The following is a 26,644-nucleotide window of genomic DNA, read 5'->3' on the forward strand; positions in this document are numbered from 1 at the left end:
TCACTGCGCCTTGCGGCGGCGATTGATCAGGAGTAATGCCGCCGCCGTGACCACAATCACGCCGCCATACTGCAACGGCTTCTTGTACGGCCGCAGCGCTGAACGCACGGCATCGGTAACCTGGGTCACGTAGCGCTTGTCGGCGTTCTGGAAGTCGGGATACGGGCATTGATGACCGAAATTGAACGCCCAATCCACGTACGGCCCCTCTTTGACATAGCGCTGGTAGAAAGCGTTTTCTTCTTCAAGACTGCTGTTCCAGCCTGCAGCCGCGCACAGCACTGCCGCAAAGGCCTGGCTGGTGTGAGGCAAATTGTCGGCCGCACGGCTGGCCAATGCCGTGGCCACAAAACGATAGTGATAACGCTCATCGGGCTGAGCAACGCTGGCCTGCTGGCGCTTCACTTCGCCCACGGTTACTAACGGCCCGACCTTGAGTTCGGTACTTTCCAGACTGTAGTTGCCGCCGAATGTGGCGTAATCCGGGGCCATTTCATAACCGAGGATTTCCATTCCCCACGTGCGCGCGACCCCGGCCGAGTTAAACAGCGCAGCAGCGCGAGTCGTGGGCCACCAGGCAGAATCCGCCTCTTTGCGTAATATTGCGTATGACTTGGCCTTGTTCTGCAAGTCGACGTTATCGAAGTACGCCGGCGCCTCCTCGTAATGCCCCTCGCGCAACAAACGTCGCCCCAGCAGATTGCGCAGGCTCGCCGCCACCGGCAAGGGCACATAATTGTCGCGGTCCTGCTGGCTGAGCGGCGGCGGTGCTGGCACCTGCGTGTCGACGTAGTGCTTGAGTTCTTCGAGGGTCAACACGCGCTCGGCAACGGTGGCAGCGTCGAACCAGTAAATGCTTTGGCTGCGATACAGCTGATCGAAGGCCTGCAGGTAATCCCCGCGTTGCAGCGCCAGGATCGCACTTTCACCCTCGACCCGGCATTTGGGCTGAAGCGTTTCGTAATCGTAGTCCGGTGTGCGGCGCTCGCCCCAGGATTCATTCTGCGGGAAGGCCTGGGCTGCTTTGGCATAGGCTGCGGCGGCCGCACTCTTATCACCCTCGCGCACCGCCAGCTTGGCCCGCAACCACCAGGCCAATCCGCCATCGCCGGCATGTTCGAGGAAAGCCTTGGCGCTGGCGTAATCACCCTGTTGATAATTCATCGCTGCCAGGCGGTCGGCGTTTTCGAGACTGCCACGAGTGCTGTTTTGCAGCAGCTTGATCATTTTCTGTTCGTTGGGCGGTTGATCGCCGAACGACCAACCCAACCGGCTGATCAGCGACGCGGTCACCAATTGCTGCACGGGTTGGCCCTTGAGCAACTCGGCTACTTGATCCTCCGGCAGCGTCATCAGGTCCGCCATCAACAGTTTCAGTGAGGTGTAACCTACTGCGGATCCGTGCAGATTCTGCGTGGCGTAGAGCTCGATGGCGCGGTTCCAGTCGCCGGCGGTGCGTACCACCCGGGCTTCTTCACCGAGGCTGGCGACACCCAGTTCCAGTGGGTCGCTGAAACCGTCGATGCTCAGTTGCCGGGTTTGCTCGAAGGCCTTGGCGGATTGTTCGAGCAGACCCGGAGCCGCATTGGCTTCGGCGCTCATGGCGAACAACGCGCGACCCAACGAGTAAGCCGCCCAGGTGCTGCGCGAAGCCCGTTGCTCGGCGGGCAAGGCCAGCACTTTCTTGAAATACCCGGCGGCCAAGGCGGGATCACCCGCGCCAAAAGCCACAGCGCCGGCCAGATACAATCTGAGCTCAGGCGGCAGTTGCGCCCCTTCGGTTTCAACCTGATGGGCATCCGTCAGGCTGCGCAGGTGTTTCACCAACACCTGTTGCTCAGCGGAAAGTCCCGCCTGCTCGGCTTGATCCCGCAGCGCTACAGCATCAGGTTCATCCGAGTAGTCGACGTTGGCGGTGACGCTCTTCAATCCGTTGATGGCGTGGCCGAGGCGGCTGATTTCGAAGCTGAAGTTGCCTTCCGGCAGTTCCGCCAACGACTGGCCACGGTTATCCAGCAGGCGCATGGGGAAGTCCGGGCCGCAGGCCAGCGCCGAACCCAGCGGCAGGCTTAGGCTCAGGCAAAGCAAATGACGCGGCCAGTTACGGGTGAACATTCGAACCTCCTTGATCAATGTGTGCGCAGCGAGCCCAACCAATGGCACGCTGTCCGCCGGCCGGTATTCGGCCATCGCGCAGGCGGGTGAAGGTAAGCAGATCCGGACGCTGTTGCAACGCGTAACCGGCCAAGGCATCGGCTCCCTCACAACCGCTGACCGCCAGTGTCAGGCGTTCGGGCCAGGCGCGGTCGAGGTTGCCCTGGTTGCTGATGCCGATGTCATAGAGGCCATTGTCGGCCGAGAGTTTCAGCGCCAACTGACTGTCGAGCACATCTCCACGCGCCACGGCGCGCAAGGTGGTCAGGCTCCAGGCCCGACGGTCGTTGGCCAATGGCAGGCGAAACCAGATCAGGCCCGCCAGATGTTTCGGTGGATCGGCCCGCAGTGCGGTACCGAGGGTGCGCAACGACTGCGGGTCGGCGAGCAACTCCCGGCGCAGGCCTCCGCGCTCCACCGTGACTTCGCTTTCCACAACGGGCGCGCCACCCGCCGACGGCAGCAACGCCACGCCATAGGCTGGCAGCGCCAGATAGAAAGGTTTTGTCGTGATTCGGCTCCAGGCCTTCGCCCATTGCCGGGCCTGATCGACATCAAACAAACCACGACGCGGATCGCTCACCGCGTGCACCTGCAACACGCTGCTGTCGACTGTGGATAACAACGCCGGCAGTTCGCGACTGTCGAGCCAGGACGGCAACGCGGTGATGCTCAGGGGCAGCGACGTCGGCAGCGCTGCGCGCAACTGCGCGAGAAACTGGCGGTAGGCCGGCAGCCGAGCGTTACCGGCATCGTGGTCGATTTCCACGCCGGCGAGGTTCACCTCCTGCCCCTGCCAATCGCTGATCACCTGCCGGATTTGCGCGGTGATCTCATCCTGATCCAGCGCCTTGAGCTGCCCATCCAGGCGAATCACCGCAATCACCGGCCGACCATCACGCTTGAGCAGTGCCGGATCAATCCGGGCCTGACTCCAGCCGGCGTTGGGGAAAGCCTGCAAGGCCAGCACCCGCAGGGTCGAAAAATCGGCGCGGCTGTCCCGAAGGGCGGCGTCGTGGGCAGGTGTCCACTGCCGCTGCCAGACGTAAAGCTGTTGATCCAGCGGCGGTGCATCCTGTCTTTCGCAACCGGTGGTGAGCACCAGCGCCATCAGCAAGACCATCGAGCGAGTGAAAAAAACCATTGAAACGCCTGTTCCTGAAATGCAGAAAGGGCCTCTGCGGCCCTTTTTAGTTCTGCTCACTACCCTACCCAGCCATCGACCGGCGGGCAATGTTCGCCTGCAATGATCTTCAGATATCGAGTACCAACGGCTGCGCCCCCTGCGCCGGAATCGCACAGCAAATCAGCACCTGTCCGTCATCCGGCACCTCCGCTGGCGGCAGTGGGTAATGCACCTGGCCGCTGATCAGGCGCGTCTTGCAGGTGCCGCAGGAGCCGCCGCGACAGCTGAACTCCGGACGCAGGCCACGGCTTTCCGCCAGCTCCAGCAAGCTGCCGCCGTCTGGCTGCCAACGCGCCTCCTTGGCCGAACGCTGGAACATCACGGGCACGGATGTGGTGGCGGCGGGCGGTTGCTCGATGACCACCGCATCGGGGTCCGGTCGCCGCCGCAAGGTGGACGGGCCGAAGGTTTCGGCGTGAATCCGCGAATCGCGAATGTCCAACTCGCGCAAGCCGTCGTACAGCGCCTGGGTAAAACTCCCGGGACCACAGACGACAAAATCCGGCTGATCGTAGTCCTCGACTGTCAGCAGATCCTTGAGCAGCGCGACGTCGATCCGTCCACCGAGGTCGAAATCCTCTCCTTGCATCGCTTCGGCTTCCGGTTGGCTAAGCAAGCGCACCACCCGCACCGCGTCTCCGGCATCCTCGAGCAAGCGATCCAGCTCCCGGCGAAACGGCTGGTCGGCCAGCGTGCGCGAACTCTGGATTAACCAGGTCGGCCGTATACGACGGGTACGCAATCCTTGGTAAACCACCTCCCGCAACATCGACAACAGCGGCGTGATGCCGACCCCGGCCGCCAGCAACACCAAAGGCCGACGCTCATGGGGCGCCACGGTGAAATGACCTTGTGGCGCCCGTGCTTCCAACAGGTCACCAACACGAATCTGCTCATGCAAATGCGTAGACACCCGCCCGTCACGCTTCACGCTGATGCGGAAAAAATCATCGGACGGCGCGCTCGATAAACTGTACGTGCGGATTTGCACATCGCCGTCAATGTTGAAGCGCAGGGGCAAATGCTGCCCGGCCTGGAACAGTGGCAACCCGGCCCCATCGGCGGACTCCAGGTAAATCGAGCGAATGCTGTGGCTTTGCGCTTCAATCCGCGCCACCCGCAACGGCCGCCATTGATCGCCCAGGGCCTTGGCCTGCAAACGCGCCTTGGCCTGCTCCCAGGTGCCAGTGAGCAAACTGGTGGGTGAAACACCGTCGAAACGCCAGCGCAACGCCAGGGTGGCGGGGCGACGTACCACCTGCTCGACATCGATTGTCCACAGGCGCTCGGCGCCCTGGAACGCCTCGACCTGAGGGCCGTCCAGGATGATTTCTGTGCGCCCGCTGAGCTGCAGCAAATCACCGGTATTGAAATCGATGAACAACAACCCGGCCCGGGGATTGAGCAGCAGGTTGCCCAAGGTGTTGAAATGCAGGTTGCCGGCGAAGTCCGGGATGGTCAGGCGATTGCCTTCCACCTGTACGAAACCGGCCTGACCGCCGCGGTGAGAAACATCCACCGAGCGTTCACCGTCGACGTCCACATAACTGGCAACGAAGAAGGTGTCCGCCTCGGCGATCATGGCTTTGGCCGCATCATCCAGTTCGCTGAAGTGCTGGGCGACACGCGTCGAGGGATCGGCCAGCGGCACCGAGCGAAACTGGCGCAGCTGAATGTACTGCGGGCAATTGCCGAAGGACTGATCCACCGTCACCGCGAAACCGTCCTTGGACATGGCGCGGACATGCCCATTGATGCGATTACGGCGGCGAGTGTGCAACTCGATGCCCAACAGGCCGATGGCCGAGCCGTCGCTCAACTGCGCGGGATCATCAAAGGCCGGCAGGCTGCGAAACTGCAGCAAGCCAGGTTCCGGCGAGTGCGCAAAACCGGGCTGACCTTCCAGGATGCTGGCCCAGGGATGACCCTCAGCATCCACCGCTGCGTACAGCATGAACGGCAATTGCTGATAGAAGGTTCGGTGCTGGTCCGGCATCTCGCTACGAATTACCTTACGACCGAACGCCTCCATTCGATCGGCAACGCCCACATGCGCCTGCAATTGTTTCTCGCCGGCATGCCAGGGTGAACGGTCCATACGGCTGCTCCCTTGCGCCTGTGGCGCAGAACGGGGCGGCCCGGCAACACCGGGCCACCAGCATCAGGCGGTTTTTTGCAGGCCGGCGACGGTGCGTGGCATGCCGACAAACCCCGGCAAGGCTTCGATGCGGGCCAGCCAGGCGCGAATGTTGGCGTACTCGTCCAGCGACACATTGCCCTCAGGCGCGTGGGCGACGTAGCTGTAGACGGCGACGTCGGCAATCGTCGGTTCAGTGCCGGCCAGGTACGGCGTACTGGCCAGCTCGTGATCGATCACTTTGAGCACGGTATGGGCGTAGGCAATCACTTCTGCTGCGTTGTAAGGCGCGCCAAACACAGTGATCAATCTTGCCCGGGCAGGGCCGAAGGCAATCGGACCGGCAGCCGCCGATAACCAGCGCTGTACCTTGGCGGCCCCTACGGGATCAGCCGGCAGCCAGCGACCGTTGCCGTACTTTTGCGCCAGGTAAACCAGAATTGCGTTGGAATCGGCCAACACCACGCCTTGGTCATCAATCACCGGCACCTGACCGAATGCATTGAGCGCCAGAAACGCCGGTTGCTTGTGTTCGCCCTTGGCGAGGTCAACGAAGATCAATTCCGTCGGCAATTTCAGCAGGGACAGCATCAACTCGACACGATGAGCGTGGCCGGAACGTGGGAAGTTGTAGAGTTTGATCGCTTGCATGGTCGACACCTCGGGGTGAGTGCTGCTGTTCAGGAGTGAGATGGGTCATATCTTCTACTCACATCTAAACCAACAGAATCACCAGCCAACGCAATCCATTATTTCAGCGGGTGAAATAATTCAACGCTTGAGCGCCGGATGCTCGCGCAGGGTCTTCACCGCGAAATCGACAAAACTGCGCACCCGGGCCGGCGCTTTACGCCCGCCCTGATAGACCACATGGATGGGCAATGGTGGCAGTTCGAATTCGGCCAGGATGATTTCCAGCTCGCCGGCAGCCACCTTGCTCGCCACTTGATAAGACAGTACCCGGGTGAATCCCAACCCCAGGCAGGCTGCCGTGATGGCCGCCTGATTCGCCGTCACCACCAGCCGTGGTTCAGCCCGGACACTCAAGGTTTCGCCGTCTTCAATGAATGGCCAACTCCTGAGTTGGCCAATTGCCGAGGTCGCGATAATCGGCGCCTGGGCCAGCTCCCGGGGATGCCTGGGCCGACCATGGCTGGCCAGAAATTGTGGTGAGGCGCAGATCACCCGACGCACCTCGCCGACCCGAATCGCATGCTGGTTGCTGTCGGGTAGCTCGCCGATACGAATGGCCACGTCGACGCCCTCCTCGACCACGCTCACCACCCGGTCCACCAGCAGCGCGTTGATGCAGACCTCGGGGAATTGCGTCAGATAATTCACCATCAACGGCGTGACAAACAGCTCGCCAAACAAGACCGGTGCGGTGATGGTCAGTTGCCCACGGGGATGGATATGGCTGCCTGCTGCCGAGTCCTCGGCTTCCTGTACCTCGGCGAGAATTCTCCGACAGTCCTCCAGGTATCGCTGGCCGGCCTCGCTCAAATACACACTGCGCGTGGTACGCGTGAGCAGTTGTGTGCCAATCCGCTTCTCCAGCGCCGCTACCGCTCGGGTGACACTGGCCGCCGACAGGCCCAAACCCCGCGCCGCCGCCGAAAAACCCTGCTCCTTGGCGACAGCAGCGAAGACCTGCATTTCCTGGAAGCGGTCCATGGGACTGTCCTCATTTCAGATAGATAAATCGCAACCGAAGACCGGAATTTTAATCGTTCAACTACATAGTTGGGCCCGCGACCATCAGGTAGAGCAATGGGCTACTGCACTCTAGCGCCGGCACCGTAAAAACCAAGCGTGTCACAAACCTTGATTATTGATAATTAATGAGGATTATTTTCTTGCGAGGGGTGCGACTGTTGGCAATTATCCTGAGCAGCCCGCTGCAACGGTTAATGCCCGGTAGAGAAAAAGAGCCATTGGTTCAGCTTCCAGACCGCTTCAGGCAGGGGCTCGCAGCGGACTCCATCAACTACAGCAGAATTCCAGCCTGTATAAACGGGCGGAATATACGACTGCTCCTATACTACAAACCACCCCGTTACCTATTGGGTTTTTGGTAGGTACCTCGTTGATGTTTTCTCTACTTAAAGTAAGGCGTTATGGGTTTTTTAACGCTTGGACGGCTGTCCGTCGATCCTGCTTTTTTGGATTCCCTTAGTAGGGAAGAGTTGAACTTCAACGGCCTGGCTAACCTGTGTGACACCGCAAGGAGTTCGACAATGTTGCGCACTAACATTTCCGCTAGAGCACTGTCCGGTGGTTTGCTCGACGTACTGATTCGCGCCGGGCTGATTACGGTGCTGGTACTGTTTTGCTTCCAGATCTTCCACCCCTTTCTCAACCTGATGCTCTGGGCAATGATTCTGGCCATCACCCTGTATCCACTGCATGGGCTCATCAAGCGCAAGCTGGTCAACAAGGACGGTCGTGCCGCCACCCTGATCGTGGTGGTAGCCCTGGCTTTGCTGATGGTGCCGATCTACTTGCTGGGCACCTCGATCAGTGAGTCGGTCCAGGCCACCCTGGCGATCCTCAAGTCCGATACGTTGCAGATTCCGCTTCCCAGCGAAAAAATCGCCTCCTTGCCACTCATTGGCGAGCCGCTCTATGGCTACTGGATGCAGGCCGCCACTGACATGAGTAGCGTGGTGATGAAGGTACTGCCCTATATCAAGTCCGTCGGCCTGACCTTGTTGGGCAAAATGGCCGACGTTGGCGTGGGCTTTCTATTGTTCATCGGTGCCCTGATCATTGCCGGCGTGTTCATGGCCTACGGCGAAAATGGCGAAAGAAGCGCCCTGGCGATCACCTCGCGCCTTTCCGGACCAGAACGTGGGCCACGCATTACCGTACTTTGCACTGCGACCATCCGCGCGGTCGCCCAGGGCGTAGTGGGCATCGCGTTTATCCAGATGTTGCTGGTTGGCGTGGGCTTCGTGCTCATGGGTGTCCCCGGTGCCGGGCTGCTGGCCATGGTGGCGCTGTTGATGGGAATCATGCAATTGCCGGTGCTGCTGGTGACCATCCCGGTGATCGCTTATGTCTTCGCCACCGAAGGGACCAGCCTGGCCACCGTCGTGTTTGGCATCTACAGCCTGATCGCCGGGATGGCCGACAACGTCCTCAAGCCATTGATGCTGGGTCGTGGCGTCGATGTCCCGATGCCGGTGATTCTGATTGGCGCCTTGGGCGGCATGGTGAGCGGCGGCTTCATCGGTTTGTTCATCGGGCCGGTTGCGCTGGCGGTGGGCTACCAACTGTTCTGGCAATGGGTCCAGGACCAACCGACTGTCGAGGTCCTGAACGAGACACCCGAGATCGAGGCGTTGAACGAGACACCGACGATAGAGGCAACGAACGATCAGCGTCCTGTCTGAGGAGTTTGCGCTTGATGCCACGCCCTGCTCGCATCAGCCGGCTTCTGCTCTGTGGCACCGTCGTCCTGGGGGGCTGCGTACAACTGGGCCCGGATTTCCAGTCGCCGGCCCAGCCCTGGGTCGACCACTGGAACAGCCCGGCCCTGGAGATCGCCGGCCAACAACACGCGCAACCTGACAGCCGTCAATGGTGGCGCGTGTTCAACGACCCGGTGCTGGACCATTTGATGGCCGAAGCCGATGCCCACAACCCCGACCTGCACGTCGCTGGCCTGCGGGTCATGGAGTCCCGGGCGCAATTGGGTATCGCCCTGAGTGGACGCTACCCGCAATTGCAGCAGGCCAGCGCCGACAGCCTGTACCTGAACCGTCGACAGTCGGGCGGCGCCAACCCCCAGGACACGAATTTCTGGCAACACAGCGTCGGCTTCGATATCGGCTGGGAGCTGGATTTCTGGGGGCGTTTCAGCCGTGCCATCGAGTCGGCCGATGCGTCCTGGTTTGCCGCCCAGGCCAACTACGAAAATGCCCTGGTGCTGTTGCACGCGCAGCTGGCACAAAACTACTACGCCTTGCGCACCGCCGAGGCGCGCCTGGCCATCGCCCGCAGCAACGCCAAACTGCAAAAACGCAGCTACGAGATCACCGAGCGCCTGTTCAACAGCGGGGCCGAAGCCGAACTCGATCTGCAACAAGCCAAGACCCAGTACCTGGGCACCCTGAGCACCATCCCGGACTTCGAGAGCCAGGTGGCGAGCCTGCGCAATGCGTTGTCCACCCTGATCGGCCAGCCGCCCGGCTCGATCCCTGACCTCAATCGCAACACCGGCTTAGTGCCGCTGCTCGATACCGCGGTCTTGCAAGATGTGCCGGCCAACCTCCTGGTGCGACGCCCCGATGTACGCGCTGCCGAGCTGCAAGTAGCAGCGCAGTCGGCATTGATCGGTGTGGCCGAGACCGACCTGTACCCCTCCATCAGCCTGCTGGGCAGCATCGTCTGGTCCGCCAGCTCGCTCAATGGTGCGTCCAACACCCTCGACATGGTGGCCGGCCCCAGCCTGCGCTGGGACATCTTCGACCACGGCCGGATCACCAACAACGTTCGCGTGCAGGACGCGCGCTTGCAGCAATTGATCGTTATCTACCAGGACAGCGTGCGCCAGGCGGCACGTGAGGCCGACGATGCCGCGACCGGCTTGATCAAGGCACTGGAGCGCGACCAAATTCTCAGTGACGCATCGGTGGCCGCCCAACGTTCGGTGACCCTGGCCAACGCCCAATACCGCGAAGGCTATTCGGATTTCCAGCGCGTGCTGGATGCCCAGCGAGCCCTGTTTGCCCAACAGGATACCTATCTGGTCAACCGTGGCACCGCGGTCAACAGCCTGATCGCCCTGTACAAGGCCTTGGGCGGAGGCTGGTACAGCGACCAGCCGATAGTCGACCCGGCCACCCGCAAACAAATGCAAGAACGGACCGATTGGGGCGATCTGCTCGACGAACCGAAGGAAAGTGCCCATGACTGACAGCCAACAACCGGCCGCCGAGAAAGCCCCGGCACCCGCCGCCGACCCTGCGAAAAAAGCGATCAACTGGGTGGTGCTGCTGATCATCCTGAGCCTGGTCTGGTACCTGATGGCCGACCGCTACACCCCCTACACGCAACAGGCACGGGTGCAGGCCTTCATTGTACCGGTGGCCGCCGAGGTATCCGGTCGGGTGACCAAGGTGCATGTACGCAACAACCAGGACGTCAAGGCCGGCGAATTGCTGTTTGAAGTCAATCCGGAGCAGTACCAGATCGCCGTCGATCGCGCCCGCGCCGACCTTGAATCGACCCGTCGCCAGGTAGGCGCCAACACCGCCGGCGTCGACTCCAAGCAAGCGTCCCTGCGTGCATCCCAGGCCAACGAGCTCAAGGCACGCCAGGACATCCAGCGGCTTGAACGCCTGTACAGCGAAGACCCGGGCACCATCTCCCTGCGCCGCCTGGAGATATCCCGCGCCACCCTGTCAGAGTCCATCAGCCAGGTCGCCGCTGCCAAGGCCGAAGTGCAACGTGCACGGGAACAACAGGGCGGTAACGAAGACGAAAACGCCCAGTTGCTCAGCGCCGCCAGCAACCTTGAAAAAGCCGAGCTGGACTTGGGCAATACCAAGGTCCATGCGCGCTCCGCCGGCCTGATCACCGACCTGCGCACCGATGTCGGCCAGTTCGCCGCCGCCGGTGCTCCGGTGATGACCCTGATCGCTATCCACGATGTGTGGATCAGCGCCGACATGACCGAAAACAATCTGGGAAGCGTGCAGCCCGGGACGCCGGTGTCCATCATCCTCGACGCCCACCCGGGCAGAATTTTCAAAGGCCATGTGCGCAGCGTCGGCTATGGCGTCGATATCGGCCAGACCACCCAGCCGGGCAGCCTGCCGACAGTAGAGAACAGTCGCGATTGGCTACGCCCTGCCCAGCGCTTTCCGGTCATCATCGAGTTCGAGCCCGGTGAGTTGACCGGCCCGCAAGGTATCCGGTCCGGCGGACAGGCCGAAGTCATGGCATTCCCGAGTGAAAGTAACCCGCTGAATATCCTGGGTCGCCTGTTCCTGCGCGTGATGAGCTGGATGTCCTATGCGTATTGAGCGTCCGGCCCGGGTTCAGCGCGCCCTGCGCCTGAGCTTCGGTACGGCGCTGTGCCTGGCGACGAGCTTTGGTCTGGCCCTGCCCATCCCGTTCCTCTCGCCGATGCTGGCGCTGATGATGCTGGCAGCGATGAACCGACCGTTGCCATTCAAGGCCAGCCTGGGCCTGATCCTGATCCTTATGCTGACCACCGGGACCGGCCTGCTGCTCATTCCCCTGCTGCGTTACTACCCGTTCAGTGGCGTGCTGCTGGTCGGACTGTGCCTGTTCATGGCCTTCGGTTATGGCCTGCGCGGCGGCAACCCGCTGGTGGCAACCTTCCTGGTGGTGGGCCTGACCTTGATCAGTTCGGCCGGAACCGCTGAATTCGCCTTGGCGCTTGAAGTGATCGTGGCCTTGGTCAAGGGCCTGTTCCTGGCCGTCACCACGCTGACCATCAGCCATTGGCTGTTTCCCGACCCCGCCAGTGCCCCCGCGGCCAAACCCGGCCCGAGCCTTACGCCAACCGAAAGCGGTTGGCTGGCGCTACGGGCCACGCTGGTGGTGCTGCCGACTTTCCTGCTGGCCATGATCGACCCGGCCAGCTACCTCCCGATCATCATGAAAGCCGTCAGCCTCGGCCAACAAAGCTGCGCGACCAGCGCTCGCACCGCCGGCCAGGAATTGCTCGGCTCGACCCTGCTCGGTGGCCTGATGGCGATCCTTTTCTGGTGCGCGCTGAGCCTGTTCGTCAACCTGTGGATGTTCTTTCTGTGGATGCTGCTGTTCGGATTGCTGGCGGCCAGAAAGCTCTATGGCCTGTCCCTGACCCGACAACCACCGAGCTTCTGGCTCAACAGCCTGGCGACCCTGATCATTCTGCTCGGCCAATCGGTGCAGGACAGTGCCGCGGGCAAAGATGTCTACACAGCCTTCGCCATTCGTATGGGCCTGTTCATCCTGGTGACCTTGTATGCCTGTGTGATGGTCTATCTGCTGGACACGCGGCGGCAACGTCGAATTACGATCGCCTAGAAACAGCCCCCCCTGAAGAGGGTAATGCTGTTCAGTTAAGCGAATGTGGTCCTCTGTAGGAGCGAGCTTGCTCGCGATGGTCGCCAACGATAACCCGTATTTACTGGCTAAACGCGGCGCTCTTGAGTCCATCGCGAGCAAGTCGCTCCTACAATTTCCTTAACTGAACAGCATTACTCTGAAGAGGGGGTTTTTCATCTGTGGATAACTATTCCACAGTGACCGACTTCGCCAAGTTGCGCGGCTGGTCAACGTCGGTGCCTTTGAGCACGGCGACGTAGTACGACAGCAGTTGCAGTGGGATGGTGGTAATGCTGGTTAGCAACCTTATGCAAATGACCATTTGGGCCGCGTTGTTCGTGCTGCTGCGTGAATTCGAAAGCTTCGCGAAATCACTGTATTTTTCCGGCGTGACCTATCGACCTTGGGCTTTCGCGCTGTAGCGGCTGTCCAGTCCACTGGAGCCGGCCAACGGAATCCTTATGTGCGGTGTCTCAACCGCAGCGATGACGGCTTCTGTGATGGAGATCGTTAAACAGCAGTTAGCTGGTGAGCGCGACCCACATTCGTGCTCAAGAGATTGCTGTAACACCAAAAGAACAAGACAAGCATCTAATGCGACGCCTGAAAAAGCCTCCCTCGAAACGGGGTGAGGTTAATTATTGACTCAAATCATATTTTCTGGCGTCAAGCCTTTGGGACTTAAGCCGGCCTGGAGTAGGTAATCTGGCCCTCAGTGGTCCGTTGCTCACGCCTGCGAGGTCTTCAGCGGAATGGACTCTAACGTAGCCAGTTACTGTAAGAAAATTTACTAGGCTGTGTAAGTTGTATCCGTAAAAACAAAACTTCAACCCAATAATCATGCAAATAGTTTGACGCCAGCTGCAATGCCGGCGAAAAATCATAGCCGCTGCAAAACGATATTTCCGAAACGTAATATTAGTGATAGGACAAAGAAAATGAATACCACATCAAACAATGAAACGTTCGACCTAGAACTTGATGTAGAAACTGCAGAAAAATTCTCCAAGCTTCTCAACGATGAAAGCCTGATGCACGCCGGTTTTGTGGCGCATCAGTCGAACAACAATGTGTTGAGTCTGCCTGAAGATATTAAAATCGCAGCCTGAAAAAACGGGAGGGAAGCTATTCCCTCCCTTTTATTTTCAAACCGAACATGGAACTTGCTTATACCTCTCATTAATGGTGGTGTAATAATTTATGCACAGGTTAAGTTCTAGCCTTCGTCGTCGCAATGCCGAAGAAACTTTAAAAATTATCATCAACGATTTAGCCCCTCGCTTGGGAATTACCCGAGTAACAGACACAACCTGGCTTGACCGAATCGGCATTCCGGTGTTCGCCAGCATACGACCTGATGCACTTAAGGGATCTCTTTGCGTAAGCGCTGGCAAGGGTCTAAGGCCAGTAGAGGCTAAGATAGGCGCGTACATGGAAGCCATCGAGTTCAGCCTTGCACAATACAACACCGCGCAACTGAAACTGTTAAGGAGCACACCAAGACAACTCATTAAAAGCCACGAAGGACGAATAGAATTCAATCAATTCTGCATGCTGTATGGCTTCTCCGTAGCCCCCGACTCGCTAATCATGGCTATCGAAGTAGAAGATATATTACGGAAACAAAAAGTACTTGCACCAGCAGAACTGGTATTCATCCCCTACCCCGAAAACCCAGGGCAACGACTCTTCGGGGAAAGCTCAAGTGGCTTGGCGTCTGGTAATGACTTAGAGGAAGCCTCGGTACACGCTGTTTGTGAGCTCATGGAACGCGATATTCAAGCCTTTAACCACGTACATGACCGTTCACGTCTCGTCAATCTGGACAGCTACAGCACAGAAATTGATGCTCTTATTATTAAGATCAATGATGCGGGATTAAATCTGTCGATTCGTTATACAGAGAACTGTTTTGGCCTGGCCTACTTTCAGGCTTTTATCATGGAAGAGTCCTCCCATTCTCCTATCTCTGTGGCTACGGGCTCAGGGTTGCATCCCATTAAGGAAATCGCATTGATCAGGGCCATCTGCGAGGCGGCCCAAAGTCGTTTAAGCCACATCCACGGAGGCCGAGACGACATTATCGATCGCGTCAAATACTTCGAGAAGAAGGGGCGTTCGGTTGAACTTCAGGCCATTTCACGCTTGCGTACCGTGGCCACCTCCCGAGATCAGATGATCGATTATTCCTCCATCGATTGCCAAGAAGCCGCAATACCTACGATCGAATCGGCTTGGGAGTTACTAATTGAGCGATTGCAGCGTGTCGGACTCAGCACCGTACTAAGAGTCCTGCTCAGTGAAGCGGCAGAAGACATTTCTGTGGTCAGAATAATTATTCCGGGGCTTGAAGTCTTTGAACCTGGTTTGAAAAGAGTTGGTCCGAGGTTACTTACATATGTCAAACAAAGCGCTTGAGACATGCACGCTGTTTGCTGGTCCCTCCTTACATGGGATAAATAGTCAATTACTGTGCAGTGGCGGACTGGTATTGCGTCCTCCAATCAAGCGCGGTGATATCGAACGGCTAATGGTGTATTCCCCCCCTTCAAACCTTGCAATTGTCGATGGCGTGTTCCATGCGCACCCGGCAGTCGGTCATGCCGAGATACTGGACGCAATGAACGCTGGTTGGCGCATCTGGGGATTATCGTCCATGGGAGCTATTCGCGCCTGTGAAATGGATACGCTTGGAATGAAAGGCTTTGGTGAAGTGTATCGACTATTCGCCAGCGACCAAGACATGTCCGACGATGAGGTAACCCTGATACATCAAGCACAAGAGCCTTTTCTTCCACTCAGCGAACCACTTATACATATCAGACAGTTTTTAAGACATTGGACGACTGAACAGATAATTACGCAAGAACAGGAGCACGATTTACTAACATATCTGAAAAATATGTGGTACGGGAATCGAACACTAAATCGTCTGAGGGAGGCTTTGTTAGCACTCGCTATCTCAGAGAACCAAATAGACAGCGCCATAGCTAACTTTTCCGCCTACAGAATAAAGAGCCTAGACTTGGCAAGCTTTCTAAAACTGCAACCATGGACAAGGAAGGTATAAAAAATGTCGCCATCAGAGATACTATTTGAAATAGGCGGTTTACCATTTGTAAACCCTGTATTCAATAGCATGAAACTTCTAACGCTTGTCGCGGTTGTACGTAAAAATATCGAAGGAAGCGAATTACCTTTAACCGACTATTTGCAACCAGACTTCGCCACGAACTTGTATAACCGACACATCGAAGGCGCACCAACGTTTCCGCCCCATCAACCGTTGGGTAAAGCAGAACTGTATATGCTGACCGAGGCAAAGAGTAACCTGAAAGCCTTGCTTCCGGAATGGACAAATTTGTTGGACTTACCGATAAAAATATATAAGTTGACTAACGAACAAGTTAGTCTAACCAATCCTGTACTACCGCAACAAATGTTTCTGGGCGAAGCTGCGTTTACAACTATTACGGACCTTGAAGAGTTGCTGGTGCATGAACTCTCTCATATCTGGTCCAGCCTGATCGCCGAGATTTATGACTTCCAACTTAAGGGTAGTTCTAACAACTACATACTGCCATCCGGAACCGGCGACAAGAATCCTAGAGGTGTCTTACTGGCTTGCCTGTTTGCGGTTAGCGCTGTGAATTACCATCGGCGGTTGCTGGCCAGCGGTTCCGAGCGAGCTCGTCCTGAACGACTCGACTATTTGCACCAGTATTTCCTCAAAAGTCTGGCTACTCTCAAAACCTCGACCGAACTGTCCGAAATTGGAAAGCTGATCACCTCCAGACTGGATTCGTTCTCCAATGATCTGACAACTGACACCATTCAAGGATGACCCATGGTAGTCATACACTTTCCCCGACAGTTCATGCCCTATACCGATCAACATAAAACATACGTCACTGAAGGTTTGTGTATTAACGATGTACTGAGAAAATTAACCGCTCGTTTTCCCGGTCTTATTGGCCCGGTCTTCTCTGAGGATTTGTACCCGCTGCCATTCGTTGGGTTGTTTGTCGACGGCATACCCGTGGCCAGTGAGCATCACCGCCATTGTCCATTGAACAGTAATGCGCACTTAATTCTGGTTAACGCAGTGGCAGGTGGCTGAAATGCAATGCGATCTGAAGACAGATACCACCCGTTATGCTCGCCAAGTCATCCTTAGTGAGATCGGCGTTCAGGGGCAACAAAGCCTCATAGACAGTAAAGTGTTGGTAGTCGGCGCAGGGGGACTAGGCTGCCCGGTACTTTTGTACCTGGCAGGTGCCGGCGTCGGGACGATCGGTATCGTTGATGACGACATCGTCGACGTGAGTAATTTACACCGACAAATTCTCTATACGATTGCCGATGTGGGCGACCTGAAAGTACTTGCGGCCAAGCGTCGTATCAATCAGTTGAACCCGGAAATCGTCGTCCACACCGTTGTCACGACGCTGAATACGGACAATGTCCTGTCACTGCTGGCGGATTACGACATTATCGTCGATGCCACTGATAACTTCGAGGCTAAATACCTCATCAGTGACGCCTGTATCGAGTGCGAAAAACCTATGGTCTATGCAGCGATCAGTCAATTCGAAGGACAGGTGTCGGTATTTAACTATTACAACCAGCACACTCACCAAAGGGGGCCTTGCTTCCGAGATCTGTTCGAAACACCGCCACCACCGCACTTGACACATAGCTGCTCGGAAGCGGGCGTTCTTGGTGTCGTACCTGGCTTGCTTGGTTGCCTTCAGGCCAATGAAGTACTAAAGCTCATTCTCGATGCCGGTGAGCCCTTAAGCGGGCAATTGTTGTCTATCGACTGTCTAGACAACACTTTCCATCTATTGAACATCGACAAAAAAATACGTGCGGGGACCCTTGGGAATACGCTTGGCGCCACATCTATCCCCGCATGGCGCGAGAGCGACTGGCTATCACCCGACACATTGCATGACTGGATAGCGACATATACGCCATTTCAATTGGTCGATGTGCGCGACGTCAGTGAGCATCAGCAACGCTCGCTGGGCGGTAAGCTAATACCGCTTAAAGACATCATCAAGCGCCAGGGAGAACTCGACCCTGCCCGCCGTATCGTTTTTTATTGCAAATCCGGTGTCAGGAGCAAGGCAGCCTTACTGGCAGTTCGCAGCATCAATCAGGATGCAGAACTCTATTGTCTTGAGGGTGGCGTCGAGCGCTATCTGGCTATCTACCCGGATGAAACTCTCCCCGTCGTTTCTTGAACAACCTACTGGCGTAGTCGCCTTATCCGGATCAAAGGTACGTCAATGAGTGCAAAGTTTGCAGGTGTTAAATGGCGTTTGCCCGACATCGACCGACGTCTACTGAAAGTGCAATTCAGTTTTTTTCTGATGGTTTTGGGTGGACGTTGCAATCAATTGGCGGTGGCTTGGTGGGCTCTGCAAGAAACAGGCTCTGCGCTCTATTTTGCCAACATGATTGCCTGTTCCATCGCGGCGGAGGTGTTAGCCAAACCTTTGCTGGGATGGCTAGGCGATAAGTACAACAAAATACTCATCATCAAACTGACCTCATGGATCAGCTTTCTCACAGCGTTATTGATGGTTCTGTTGTCTGCCACGGGGACATTCAACCCTTGGACGGTAGGCGCCCTGATGATGCTCAGCAGTGCGATCGTCGGCGTACGCGACCCTCTCCAGGCGTCGATTATTCCTTTGTTTACAGATGACGATAAAGTCTCCTTGGCCTTTCGTACCAAAAGTGTGATGTCATCTTTTTCTATTCTTCTGGGGCCGGTACTGGCCAGTGGGTTGATTTACGAGTTCGGTATCACTATCGCTTTTGTCACCGATTTTTTTGCAATTCTCATCGCCGGGGCATTGATTGCAACCATCCCGAGCCACATCGGTGCAGTTGACCCATGCGAAAAAACACCACGTGCAAGTGGCTTCAGCATGATCTATTCAGGCTTCAAAGTGGTTTATGGCGTGAAAGTCGAATTTTACCTAGCCATTATTGCGATGCTGATCAATTTCGCGCTGTTTCCATTTTTCACTATCTTGATCCCACTGTATGTAAAGGACGTCATCCAATATCCGGTCACTTACATTGGCCTTCTGGATTCGTGCTTCGGACTGGGCATTTTGGCAGGAAGTTACAAAATCATCGGGTGGTTATCCGAACGGGTCCCCCGTGACATGTGCGTCTCCGCAGGTTTTGCACTACTGGGAGGTAACCTTGTGGTGGTTGGCACTATTTCATCGTCGTTCATCGTACCAGCGGCCTTTTTCTGCGGCGGCATCGGCCTGATGTTAATTAATATTCCTACCTCTGCGGTGAGATTGCTGGCGACCCCCAAGCTCCATCGCAACCGGATTTTTGCCACGGTTTCATTTCTGTCTGCAGCGGCTAGCCCCTTGGGCAGTTTTGCGATGAACGCCCTGATCACCTACTTTGGAGTCTCCCTGACAATTACGCTGCTAGGCGTCATGGTGTTGGTGTTATCACTGCTTGTCCTTCTAGTACCGGACTTTAAACTTTTCATGCGCTCCCAAGATACGCAACTCAATAATGCATATCTGGACAAATACCCAAACGCGTTTGCGCACTAACGTGCGTCGCCGTACTCCTGCCCTTTCAAACGGAGTGGCCTTACATGATGCCGGAGCTCAAGGATCGTCTTGGATCTGCTCGACACGAACAGATCTTCTGCGGTCAATATTATGATGACATGGGCTGTATCGGTTTTCTGGGGGATCCAGCTAAGAATCGCATCTCGGTTCTGATGCTAGGACTTTCAGACGGTGTAGGACTGGCACCGATCGCAGCCAGCACCAGGGTGACCAGTCTAATGGCTATTGATCTGGACGAGACAGCACTGGTGCGCAGCCTCGAAAATCGGAACCGAATGGCAGCGCATATCGACTTTGACAGCGAGATCGCCGATGCCGAGCAATTCCTAGTCGTCAACCCCGACCGTTACGACGTCATTATTGTCGACCTTTACACTCAGTACGGTTATGCCCCGATCGTGTTTGAACACGACTTCCATCAACTATTGAAGAGCCGCCTCAATCCCCTTGGTCACGTGGTGTTCAATGGTTTTGGCGTCCCAATGAACCTGGCCCCACTTAACGGTTCTACGCCCCAAGCTTGGCTCGCCCACTGCCTAAACAATAGCTGGGGCGACGTTCATTACCTGCCCCACCGACGCAATGCAACGTTCATTATTGGACCGCCGCCATCAACTAAACTGGACACCGTACCTGCCGTGGAGTCGTTATGCGCCAGTGACCGACTTTTTATGGACATCATGAATCTTCGTCTGCGCTATTTGGTGCCTACTGTTATCCAGCACACACCGCCAATCCCCCCGGCACTGGATTTCGCAGGGATTGATCAAGAGGTACGAAAACGCTGGGCGGACACGTTACCAGCGTTGTCTGCGCTGCTTCCAGCCTCGTTGAAACTAAGCAAACCCGACGATCTTCGCTCGATACTGGATAACCCCGAAGCTTGCCAAGCGCTGCAAGAGCGATTAGTGAAAGAAAAGTCTTCGCTGCGTATTACGCTCGCATTGCTGATCGCCGGCGAAGTTAACTTCTCGGACTGTGATGTGTCGTGGCTACCAGATTGGGTCGTATCAACATTAGAGAACAACATAGTCATCCACCCGAGAGATTGGCTGGAAGGATTACTCCCCTACGCCTATGGCGTCATTATCCATAGGACAAGAGGGGACTTATCTAAATTGGAAGGTTTTCGACGGGCCCTAGCACGATTATCACTCAGTGTATTTCTCACACCCACGACAACAAAATCCACGTCAAGATAGTTCAACTGTCGAATGTGAAAAGACTGAGCTGTGACGGGGCGAGCTTGTCGCCCCGTCAACCACATTAAGCTGATGATCTCAAAAAACTTTTAATCAAAAACAGCTTAAATCACCTGTGGATAACTTATTCCACAGTGACTGACTTCGCCAAATTGCGCGGCTGGTCAACGTCAGTACCTTTGAGCACAGCGACGTAGTACGACAGCAGTTGCAGCGGGATGGTGTAGAGAATCGGCGACAGGATGTCGTGGATGTGCGGCATGTGCACCACGTGGGTGCCTTCACCGTTGGTCATGCCGGCCTTCTCGTCTGCGAAGACGATCAACTGGCCACCGCGGGCGCGGACTTCCTGGAGGTTGGACTTCAGCTTCTCCAGCAGTTCGTTGTTCGGCGCCACGGTCACCACTGGCATGTCGTTATCCACAAGCGCCAACGGGCCGTGTTTCAGCTCGCCGGCCGGATAGGCTTCGGCGTGGATGTAGGAGATTTCCTTGAGCTTGAGTGCCCCTTCCATCGCTACCGGGAACTGCGCGCCACGGCCGAGGAACAGCGTGTGGTGTTTCTCGGCGAACAGCTCGGAGATTTTTTCCACGGTGCTGTCCATGGCCAGCGCTTCGCCCAGACGGGTCGGCAAACGACGCAGTTCTTCGACCAGCGTCGCTTCGACGCCTTTGGCCAAGGTGCCACGAACCTGACCCAGGGAAAGCGTCAGCAACAACAGGCCAACCAGTTGCGTGGTGAAGGCTTTGGTCGATGCCACACCGATTTCGCGACCGGCCTGGGTCAACAGGGTCAGATCGGATTCACGCACCAGCGAACTGATACCGACGTTGCAGATCGCCAGGCTGGCGAGGTAGCCCAGTTCCTTGGCGTTGCGTAGCGCGGCCAGGGTGTCGGCAGTTTCACCGGACTGGGAAATGGTCACGAACAAGGTGTCCGGCTGCACCACTACCTTGCGGTAGCGGAATTCGCTGGCGACTTCGACCTGGCAAGGAATGCCGGCCAGTTCTTCGAGCCAGTAACGCGCGACCATGCCGGCGTGGTAACTGGTGCCGCACGCGACGATCTGTACGTTGCGTACTTTGGCGAACAGTTCGGCCGCCTGTGGGCCGAATGCCTGTACCAGTACCTGATTCTGGCTCAGACGACCTTCCAGGGTGCGCTGCACCACGGATGGTTGCTCGTGGATTTCCTTGAGCATGAAGTGGCGGAACTCGCCCTTTTCAGCGGCTTCGGCACCGTCGCGATACTGCACGGCTTCGCGCTCGACAGCCTGGCCGTTGACGTCCCAGATCTTCACGCTGTCGCGGCGGATTTCGGCGATATCGCCTTCTTCCAGGTACATGAAGCGGTCGGTGACCTGACGCAGGGCCAACTGGTCGGACGCCAGGAAGTTTTCCCCCAGGCCCAGGCCGATCACCAGCGGGCTGCCGCTACGGGCTGCGACCAGACGATCAGGTTGCTTGGAGCTGATCACTGCCAGGCCATAAGCGCCGTGCAGTTCCTTGACCGTTGCCTTGAGGGCCACGGTCAGGTCGCTCAGATCCTTGAGTTTGTGATTCAGCAGGTGAGCGATGACTTCGGTGTCGGTGTCCGAGGTGAACACATAACCCAGGGCCTTGAGTTGTTCACGCAGGGCTTCGTGGTTTTCGATGATGCCGTTGTGCACTACTGCCAGGTCGCCGGAGAAATGCGGGTGGGCATTGCGCTCGCACGGTGCACCGTGGGTGGCCCAGCGGGTGTGGGCGATGCCCAGACGACCGACCAGCGGCTCGTTGGTCAATGCCTGCTCCAGTTCACTGACCTTGCCCGGACGACGCAGGCGCTCGAGTTTTTCATCGTTGGTGTAGACCGCCACGCCAGCGCTGTCATACCCACGGTATTCGAGGCGCTTCAGGCCTTCGACGAGGATGGCGGTGATGTTACGTTCTGCGACTGCGCCGACAATTCCACACATGCTATTTCTCCTGACTGACAGCCGCGCATATCAAAGTGATGCCGCGGGCCTGAATCTGATCGCGAGCCTCAAGTGGCAGGCGTTCATCGGTAATAAGGGTATGGACACTGCTCCAGGGCAGTTCCAGGTTTGGAATCTTGCGGCCGATCTTGTCGGCCTCCACCATCACGACCACTTCGCGGGCGACTTCGGCCATGACTCGGCTCAGCCCGAGCAGTTCGTTGAAGGTGGTTGTACCGCGAACCAGATCGATGCCATCGGCACCGATAAACAACTGGTCGAAATCGTAGGATCGTAGTACCTGCTCGGCAACCTGCCCCTGAAAGGACTCGGAATGCGGGTCCCAGGTACCCCCGGTCATCAATAGCACCGGTTCGTGCTCAAGCTCGCTCAGGGCATTGGCGACATGCAACGAGTTGGTCATCACCACCAGGCCGGGTTGCTGGCCGAGTTCCGGGATCATGGAGGCGGTGGTACTGCCACTGTCGATAATGATGCGCGCATGCTCGCGTATCCGCGCGACGGCGGCACGGGCGATGGCTTGCTTGTATTTGGAAACCGGCTGACCAAGGTCCGCGACCAACTCCTGAGGCATGGTGATCGCCCCGCCGTAACGACGCAGCAACAGGCCATTGCTTTCAAGTGCCGCCAGATCCTTGCGAATCGTAACTTCCGACGTTTCGAAGCGCTTGGCCAACTCATCCACACTGACTTCGCCCTGCTCATTGAGCAAGGCGAGGATATTGTGACGACGCTGAGGGGTATTGCGCTTCGACATGAGCTTGTAAGTTTCGTTTCGAAAGATAACGGAAGCAATCAAAACCTATCAGCGAAACTTCGTCAAGCGCCATGCGATAAAAAGAGCTGTGGATAAGCTAAAAAAGATCGCAGCCCTCCGGCAGCTCCTACACAGGATTTTTGGTCACCCTGTAGGAGCTGCCAAAGGCTGCGATCTTTTGATCTAACGAACTGTGGATAACTCAGCTCTTCTTGATCTTCTCCGGCCGCTTCCAGCCATCGATGTTCCTCTGACGACCACGCCCGATGGCCAACTGGGATTTATCCACAGTTGAGGTAATGGTCGAGCCGGCCGCCGTGGTAGCACCATCCAGGATATCCACAGGCGCCACCAACGAGTTGTTGGAGCCAATGAACACATCTTCACCCAGCACGGTTTTCCACTTGTTCGCGCCGTCGTAGTTGCAGGTAATTGTGCCAGCACCGATGTTGGTGCGCGCGCCCACTTCGGCATCGCCCAGATAGGTCAGGTGACCGGCCTTGGCGCCTTCGCCCAGGTGAGCATTTTTCAACTCGACGAAGTTACCCACATGGGCTCGCGCTTCCAGCACGGTGCCTGGACGCAGACGCGCGAATGGGCCGGCATCGCTGCCTTCACCCAGAATGGCACCTTCGATATGGCTGTTGGCCTTGATGACCACGCCTTTGCGCAGGGTGCTATCCTTGATCACACAGTTCGGGCCGATCACCACATCGTCTTCGATGACCACCTTGCCTTCGAGGATCACGTTGATGTCGATCAGCACGTCGCGGCCTACTGTCACGTCTCCACGCACGTCGAATCGTGCCGGGTCGCGCAGCGTTACACCTTGAGCCATCAAACGACGACCGGCGCGCAATTGATAATGCCGTTCCAGTTCGGAAAGCTGCTTGCGGTCATTGGCGCCCTGCACTTCCATGGCATCGTGCGGCTGCTCGGTGTCCACCACCAGACCATCGCTCACGGCCATCGCAATGATGTCGGTCAGGTAGTACTCGCCCTGGGCGTTGTTATTGGAAAGTCGGCTCATCCAGTCGCCAAGACGGGCAAAAGGTAGCGCCAGAATGCCGGTATTGCCTTCGGTGATCTTGCGTTCAGCTTCGTTGGCATCTTTCTGTTCGACGATGGCCGCAACCTTGCCGGCAGCATCACGAACAATCCGACCGTAACCGGTCGGGTCATCCAGTTCGACGGTCAGCAAGCCCAACTGCTGCGGCCCCACCTTCTTGAGCAAGCGCTGCAGGGTATCGACTTCGATCAACGGCACATCACCGTAGAGCACCAGCACGGTGTCGGCCTGAATGAACGGCACGGCTTGGGCAACGGCGTGACCGGTACCCAGTTGTTTATCCTGCAGGACGAAGTTCAGGTCATCCGCCGCCAGGCGTTCGCGCACGGCATCGGCACCGTGACCGATCACGACGTGGATGCGCTGTGGATCAAGTTGCCGGGCGCTGTGGATAACATGGCCAAGCATGGAGTTGCCGGCAATCGGGTGCAAGACTTTCGGCAAAGCGGAACGCATGCGCGTGCCTTGGCCAGCAGCAAGAATAACGATTTCAAGAGACATGACTGGCTACCAATCCTGGGTGGTCAGCGGCTGCGACCAGGTTGTAAAAGTTGGAAAAGAAAAAAGGGTAGCCGAGGCTACCCTTTTTAATCAATCACACAACAAGTGCTGCCTTAGTGGCCGAACTTCTTGCGGATCTGCTGGACGGTGCGCAGCTGAGCTGCAGCCTCGGCCAGACGTGCGGCAGCAGAACCGTAATCGAATTCCGCGCCCCGCTCATGCAGTGCCTTCTCGGCAGCCTTGACGGCTTCCTGAGCGGAGGCTTCGTCCAGGTCGGCAGCACGTTGCACGGTGTCGGCAAGAACCTTGACCATGTTCGGCTGAACCTCGAGGAAACCACCGGAGATGTAATACACCTCCTCTTCCCCGCCCTGCTTGACCAGGCGGATCGGACCTGGCTTCAGATTAGTGATCAGCGGCGCGTGACCCAGGGCGATACCAAGATCACCCAGTGCACCGTGCGCAATCACCATCTCGACCAGACCGGAAAAGATTTCTCCTTCCGCGCTGACGATATCGCAATGGACTGTCATAGCCATCTGATTGCCTCAACCTAAATTAGCGCCCGTTGCCGGGCGCCGGGATTACAGTTTCTTGGCTTTCTCGATCGCTTCTTCGATGCCGCCAACCATGTAGAACGCTTGTTCTGGCAGGTGGTCGTAGTCACCGTTGAGGATGCCTTTGAAGCCAGCAATGGTGTCTTTCAGGGAAACGTATTTACCCGATGCACCGGTGAAGACTTCAGCCACGAAGAACGGCTGCGACAAGAAGCGCTGGATCTTACGAGCACGGTTTACCAACTGCTTGTCGGCTTCCGACAGCTCGTCCATACCCAGGATCGCAATGATGTCCTTCAGTTCTTTGTAACGCTGCAGAACATACTGAACGCCGCGAGCGGTGTCGTAGTGGTCCTGGCCGATTACGTTCGGGTCCAGTTGGCGCGAAGTCGAGTCGAGTGGATCGACCGCTGGGTAGATACCCAGGGAAGCGATGTCACGGGACAGAACGACGGTAGCGTCCAAGTGGGCGAAGGTGGTCGCTGGCGACGGGTCGGTCAAGTCATCCGCAGGTACGTATACCGCTTGGATCGAGGTGATCGAACCTTCCTTGGTCGAAGTGATACGTTCTTGCAGAACGCCCATCTCTTCAGCCAGGGTCGGCTGGTAACCTACTGCCGAAGGCATACGGCCCAGCAGTGCGGATACTTCAGTACCGGCCAGGGTGTAACGATAGATGTTGTCGACGAACAGCAGAACGTCGTTACCTTCGTCACGGAACTTCTCGGCCATGGTCAGGCCGGTCAGTGCTACGCGCAGACGGTTTCCCGGCGGCTCGTTCATCTGACCGTAAACCAGTGCCACTTTGTCCAGAACGTTGGAGTCCTTCATCTCGTGGTAGAAGTCGTTACCCTCACGAGTACGCTCACCCACACCGGCGAACACGGAATAACCGCTGTGCTCGATGGCGATGTTACGGATCAGTTCCATCATGTTTACGGTCTTGCCTACACCGGCACCACCGAACAGACCGACTTTACCGCCTTTGGCGAACGGGCAAACCAGGTCGATAACCTTGATGCCGGTTTCCAGCAGGTCGTTGCCGCCTGCCTGTTCAGCGAACGAAGGCGCTGGACGGTGAATGCCCCAACGCTCTTCGGTAGCGATTGGACCAGCTTCGTCGATCGGGTTGCCCAGAACGTCCATGATCCGGCCCAGAGTCGCTTTACCGACCGGTACGGAGATGGCTGCGCCAGAGTCGACAACGTCCAGACCGCGCTTCAAGCCTTCGGTGGAACCCATCGCAATGGTACGAACCACGCCGTCGCCCAGCTGCTGCTGAACTTCCAGGGTGGTCCCGGCCGCGCTTTGTACAGTCAGCGCGTTGTAGATGCTCGGTACGCTGTCGCGTGGAAATTCCACGTCGATAACGGCGCCGATGATTTGAACGATACGTCCGCTACTCATAGCTGGAT

21 protein-coding genes and 1 pseudogene are annotated in these 26,644 nt (G+C 57.1%); 11 read left to right on the plus strand and 11 right to left on the minus strand.

Annotated features, from left to right (window positions below):
• The 5 genes from ACMDB8_RS27730 to ACMDB8_RS27750 form a co-directional block, all read right to left on the minus strand.
• Positions 1-2,115 (minus strand): hypothetical protein, encoded by a 2,115-nt coding sequence (locus tag ACMDB8_RS27730; RefSeq protein WP_223542678.1) that lies wholly within the window; start codon positions 2,113-2,115, stop codon positions 1-3.
• Positions 2,102-3,298 (minus strand): DUF3142 domain-containing protein, encoded by a 1,197-nt coding sequence (locus ACMDB8_RS27735; protein ID WP_409078208.1) that lies wholly within the window; start codon positions 3,296-3,298, stop codon positions 2,102-2,104. The genes ACMDB8_RS27730 and ACMDB8_RS27735 overlap by 14 nt, the downstream gene beginning before the upstream one ends.
• A gap of 109 nt (positions 3,299-3,407) precedes the next feature.
• Complete coding sequence (locus ACMDB8_RS27740) at positions 3,408-5,438, minus strand: pyridoxamine 5'-phosphate oxidase family protein (RefSeq protein WP_409078209.1); 2,031 nt, start codon at positions 5,436-5,438, stop codon at positions 3,408-3,410.
• A gap of 63 nt (positions 5,439-5,501) precedes the next feature.
• Positions 5,502-6,128: a glutathione S-transferase family protein gene (locus ACMDB8_RS27745; protein ID WP_056726784.1), complete on the minus strand. Its 627-nt coding sequence runs from the start codon at positions 6,126-6,128 to the stop codon at positions 5,502-5,504.
• Positions 6,129-6,248: 120 nt separating this feature from the next.
• A complete protein-coding gene (locus ACMDB8_RS27750; protein WP_056726783.1) occupies positions 6,249-7,151 on the minus strand; it encodes a LysR family transcriptional regulator in 903 nt (300 codons plus the stop codon).
• A gap of 563 nt (positions 7,152-7,714) precedes the next feature.
• On the opposite strand from ACMDB8_RS27750, the gene ACMDB8_RS27755 reads away from it, so the two are divergent.
• From ACMDB8_RS27755 to ACMDB8_RS27770, 4 genes are read left to right on the plus strand one after another with little or no spacing between them, the layout of a single operon-like run.
• Complete coding sequence (locus ACMDB8_RS27755) at positions 7,715-8,872, plus strand: AI-2E family transporter (protein WP_056726782.1); 1,158 nt, start codon at positions 7,715-7,717, stop codon at positions 8,870-8,872.
• A 14-nt stretch (positions 8,873-8,886) separates the two neighbouring features.
• The gene (locus ACMDB8_RS27760) at positions 8,887-10,398 is read left to right on the plus strand and encodes an efflux transporter outer membrane subunit (protein ID WP_056726781.1); all 1,512 of its coding nucleotides are present in this window, start codon (positions 8,887-8,889) and stop codon (positions 10,396-10,398) included.
• Positions 10,391-11,509: an HlyD family secretion protein gene (locus ACMDB8_RS27765; protein ID WP_223542681.1), complete on the plus strand. Its 1,119-nt coding sequence runs from the start codon at positions 10,391-10,393 to the stop codon at positions 11,507-11,509. The genes ACMDB8_RS27760 and ACMDB8_RS27765 overlap by 8 nt, the downstream gene beginning before the upstream one ends.
• Positions 11,499-12,524 carry a DUF2955 domain-containing protein gene (locus ACMDB8_RS27770; protein ID WP_223542682.1) on the plus strand — a complete coding sequence of 342 codons (1,026 nt, stop codon included), beginning with the start codon at positions 11,499-11,501 and terminating at the stop codon, positions 12,522-12,524. Before ACMDB8_RS27765 ends, ACMDB8_RS27770 begins: the two co-directional genes overlap by 11 nt.
• Positions 12,525-12,732: 208 nt before the next feature.
• Here the strand turns inward: ACMDB8_RS27770 and ACMDB8_RS27775 are convergent.
• Positions 12,733-12,831: pseudogene (locus ACMDB8_RS27775) on the minus strand (hypothetical protein); the annotation flags it as partial.
• 652 nt (positions 12,832-13,483) lie between these two features.
• Between ACMDB8_RS27775 and ACMDB8_RS27780 the strand changes: the two are divergent.
• From ACMDB8_RS27780 to ACMDB8_RS27810, 7 genes are all read left to right on the plus strand, one after another.
• A complete protein-coding gene (locus ACMDB8_RS27780; RefSeq protein WP_191624899.1) occupies positions 13,484-13,654 on the plus strand; it encodes a hypothetical protein in 171 nt (56 codons plus the stop codon).
• Positions 13,655-13,745: 91 nt separating this feature from the next.
• On the plus strand, positions 13,746-14,963 hold the full coding sequence (locus ACMDB8_RS27785) for a YcaO-like family protein (protein ID WP_223542683.1): 1,218 nt from the start codon (positions 13,746-13,748) through the stop codon (positions 14,961-14,963).
• Positions 14,944-15,615: a TfuA-like protein gene (locus ACMDB8_RS27790; RefSeq protein WP_223542684.1), complete on the plus strand. Its 672-nt coding sequence runs from the start codon at positions 14,944-14,946 to the stop codon at positions 15,613-15,615. The genes ACMDB8_RS27785 and ACMDB8_RS27790 overlap by 20 nt, the downstream gene beginning before the upstream one ends.
• A gap of 3 nt (positions 15,616-15,618) precedes the next feature.
• Positions 15,619-16,389 carry a hypothetical protein gene (locus tag ACMDB8_RS27795; RefSeq protein WP_409078210.1) on the plus strand — a complete coding sequence of 257 codons (771 nt, stop codon included), beginning with the start codon at positions 15,619-15,621 and terminating at the stop codon, positions 16,387-16,389.
• 277 nt (positions 16,390-16,666) lie between these two features.
• A complete protein-coding gene (moeB, locus tag ACMDB8_RS27800; protein ID WP_223542686.1) occupies positions 16,667-17,794 on the plus strand; it encodes a HesA/MoeB/ThiF family protein in 1,128 nt (375 codons plus the stop codon).
• A gap of 45 nt (positions 17,795-17,839) precedes the next feature.
• Complete coding sequence (locus ACMDB8_RS27805; RefSeq protein ID WP_150757425.1) at positions 17,840-19,144, plus strand: MFS transporter; 1,305 nt, start codon at positions 17,840-17,842, stop codon at positions 19,142-19,144.
• A gap of 44 nt (positions 19,145-19,188) precedes the next feature.
• Positions 19,189-20,367, plus strand: a complete 1,179-nt coding sequence (locus ACMDB8_RS27810; protein ID WP_223542687.1) for a spermidine synthase — start codon at positions 19,189-19,191, stop codon at positions 20,365-20,367.
• 124 nt (positions 20,368-20,491) lie between these two features.
• Here ACMDB8_RS27810 and glmS read toward each other — a convergent pair whose 3' ends face one another.
• From glmS to atpD, 5 genes are all read right to left on the minus strand, one after another.
• Positions 20,492-22,324: a glutamine--fructose-6-phosphate transaminase (isomerizing) gene (gene glmS / locus ACMDB8_RS27815; protein WP_056726778.1), complete on the minus strand. Its 1,833-nt coding sequence runs from the start codon at positions 22,322-22,324 to the stop codon at positions 20,492-20,494.
• A gap of 1 nt (position 22,325) precedes the next feature.
• On the minus strand, positions 22,326-23,102 hold the full coding sequence (locus ACMDB8_RS27820; RefSeq protein WP_008018362.1) for a DeoR family transcriptional regulator: 777 nt from the start codon (positions 23,100-23,102) through the stop codon (positions 22,326-22,328).
• A 202-nt stretch (positions 23,103-23,304) separates the two neighbouring features.
• Entirely contained in the window at positions 23,305-24,672 is a 1,368-nt protein-coding gene (gene glmU / locus ACMDB8_RS27825; protein ID WP_056726777.1) for a bifunctional UDP-N-acetylglucosamine diphosphorylase/glucosamine-1-phosphate N-acetyltransferase GlmU, read from the minus strand.
• Between the two features lie 113 nt (positions 24,673-24,785).
• Entirely contained in the window at positions 24,786-25,211 is a 426-nt protein-coding gene (locus tag ACMDB8_RS27830; RefSeq protein WP_007969909.1) for a F0F1 ATP synthase subunit epsilon, read from the minus strand.
• Between the two features lie 45 nt (positions 25,212-25,256).
• Positions 25,257-26,636, minus strand: coding sequence for a F0F1 ATP synthase subunit beta (gene atpD, locus ACMDB8_RS27835; protein ID WP_008045671.1), 1,380 nt, complete (start codon positions 26,634-26,636; stop codon positions 25,257-25,259).
• Positions 26,637-26,644: the final 8 nt, after the last annotated feature.

It is taken from the genome of Pseudomonas monachiensis (genome assembly GCF_047345015.1).
Classification (GTDB): Bacteria; Pseudomonadota; Gammaproteobacteria; order Pseudomonadales; family Pseudomonadaceae; genus Aquipseudomonas; species Aquipseudomonas monachiensis.

What these genes read in the sequence shown, in the direction of transcription:
- ACMDB8_RS27730 (WP_223542678.1), bottom strand. Translation starts at nt 2,115, where the DNA reads ATGTTCACCCGTAACTGGCCGCGTCATTTGCTTTGCCTGAGCCTAAGC.
- ACMDB8_RS27735 (WP_409078208.1), bottom strand. Translation starts at nt 3,298, where the DNA reads ATGGTTTTTTTCACTCGCTCGATGGTCTTGCTGATGGCGCTGGTGCTC.
- ACMDB8_RS27740 (WP_409078209.1), bottom strand. Translation starts at nt 5,438, where the DNA reads ATGGACCGTTCACCCTGGCATGCCGGCGAGAAACAATTGCAGGCGCAT.
- ACMDB8_RS27745 (WP_056726784.1), bottom strand. Translation starts at nt 6,128, where the DNA reads ATGCAAGCGATCAAACTCTACAACTTCCCACGTTCCGGCCACGCTCAT.
- ACMDB8_RS27750 (WP_056726783.1), bottom strand. Translation starts at nt 7,151, where the DNA reads ATGGACCGCTTCCAGGAAATGCAGGTCTTCGCTGCTGTCGCCAAGGAG.
- ACMDB8_RS27755 (WP_056726782.1), top strand. Translation starts at nt 7,715, where the DNA reads ATGTTGCGCACTAACATTTCCGCTAGAGCACTGTCCGGTGGTTTGCTC.
- ACMDB8_RS27760 (WP_056726781.1), top strand. Translation starts at nt 8,887, where the DNA reads ATGCCACGCCCTGCTCGCATCAGCCGGCTTCTGCTCTGTGGCACCGTC.
- ACMDB8_RS27765 (WP_223542681.1), top strand. Translation starts at nt 10,391, where the DNA reads ATGACTGACAGCCAACAACCGGCCGCCGAGAAAGCCCCGGCACCCGCC.
- ACMDB8_RS27770 (WP_223542682.1), top strand. Translation starts at nt 11,499, where the DNA reads ATGCGTATTGAGCGTCCGGCCCGGGTTCAGCGCGCCCTGCGCCTGAGC.
- ACMDB8_RS27780 (WP_191624899.1), top strand. Translation starts at nt 13,484, where the DNA reads ATGAATACCACATCAAACAATGAAACGTTCGACCTAGAACTTGATGTA.
- ACMDB8_RS27785 (WP_223542683.1), top strand. Translation starts at nt 13,746, where the DNA reads ATGCACAGGTTAAGTTCTAGCCTTCGTCGTCGCAATGCCGAAGAAACT.
- ACMDB8_RS27790 (WP_223542684.1), top strand. Translation starts at nt 14,944, where the DNA reads ATGTCAAACAAAGCGCTTGAGACATGCACGCTGTTTGCTGGTCCCTCC.
- ACMDB8_RS27795 (WP_409078210.1), top strand. Translation starts at nt 15,619, where the DNA reads ATGTCGCCATCAGAGATACTATTTGAAATAGGCGGTTTACCATTTGTA.
- moeB (WP_223542686.1), top strand. Translation starts at nt 16,667, where the DNA reads ATGCAATGCGATCTGAAGACAGATACCACCCGTTATGCTCGCCAAGTC.
- ACMDB8_RS27805 (WP_150757425.1), top strand. Translation starts at nt 17,840, where the DNA reads ATGAGTGCAAAGTTTGCAGGTGTTAAATGGCGTTTGCCCGACATCGAC.
- ACMDB8_RS27810 (WP_223542687.1), top strand. Translation starts at nt 19,189, where the DNA reads ATGATGCCGGAGCTCAAGGATCGTCTTGGATCTGCTCGACACGAACAG.
- glmS (WP_056726778.1), bottom strand. Translation starts at nt 22,324, where the DNA reads ATGTGTGGAATTGTCGGCGCAGTCGCAGAACGTAACATCACCGCCATC.
- ACMDB8_RS27820 (WP_008018362.1), bottom strand. Translation starts at nt 23,102, where the DNA reads ATGTCGAAGCGCAATACCCCTCAGCGTCGTCACAATATCCTCGCCTTG.
- glmU (WP_056726777.1), bottom strand. Translation starts at nt 24,672, where the DNA reads ATGTCTCTTGAAATCGTTATTCTTGCTGCTGGCCAAGGCACGCGCATG.
- ACMDB8_RS27830 (WP_007969909.1), bottom strand. Translation starts at nt 25,211, where the DNA reads ATGGCTATGACAGTCCATTGCGATATCGTCAGCGCGGAAGGAGAAATC.
- atpD (WP_008045671.1), bottom strand. Translation starts at nt 26,636, where the DNA reads ATGAGTAGCGGACGTATCGTTCAAATCATCGGCGCCGTTATCGACGTG.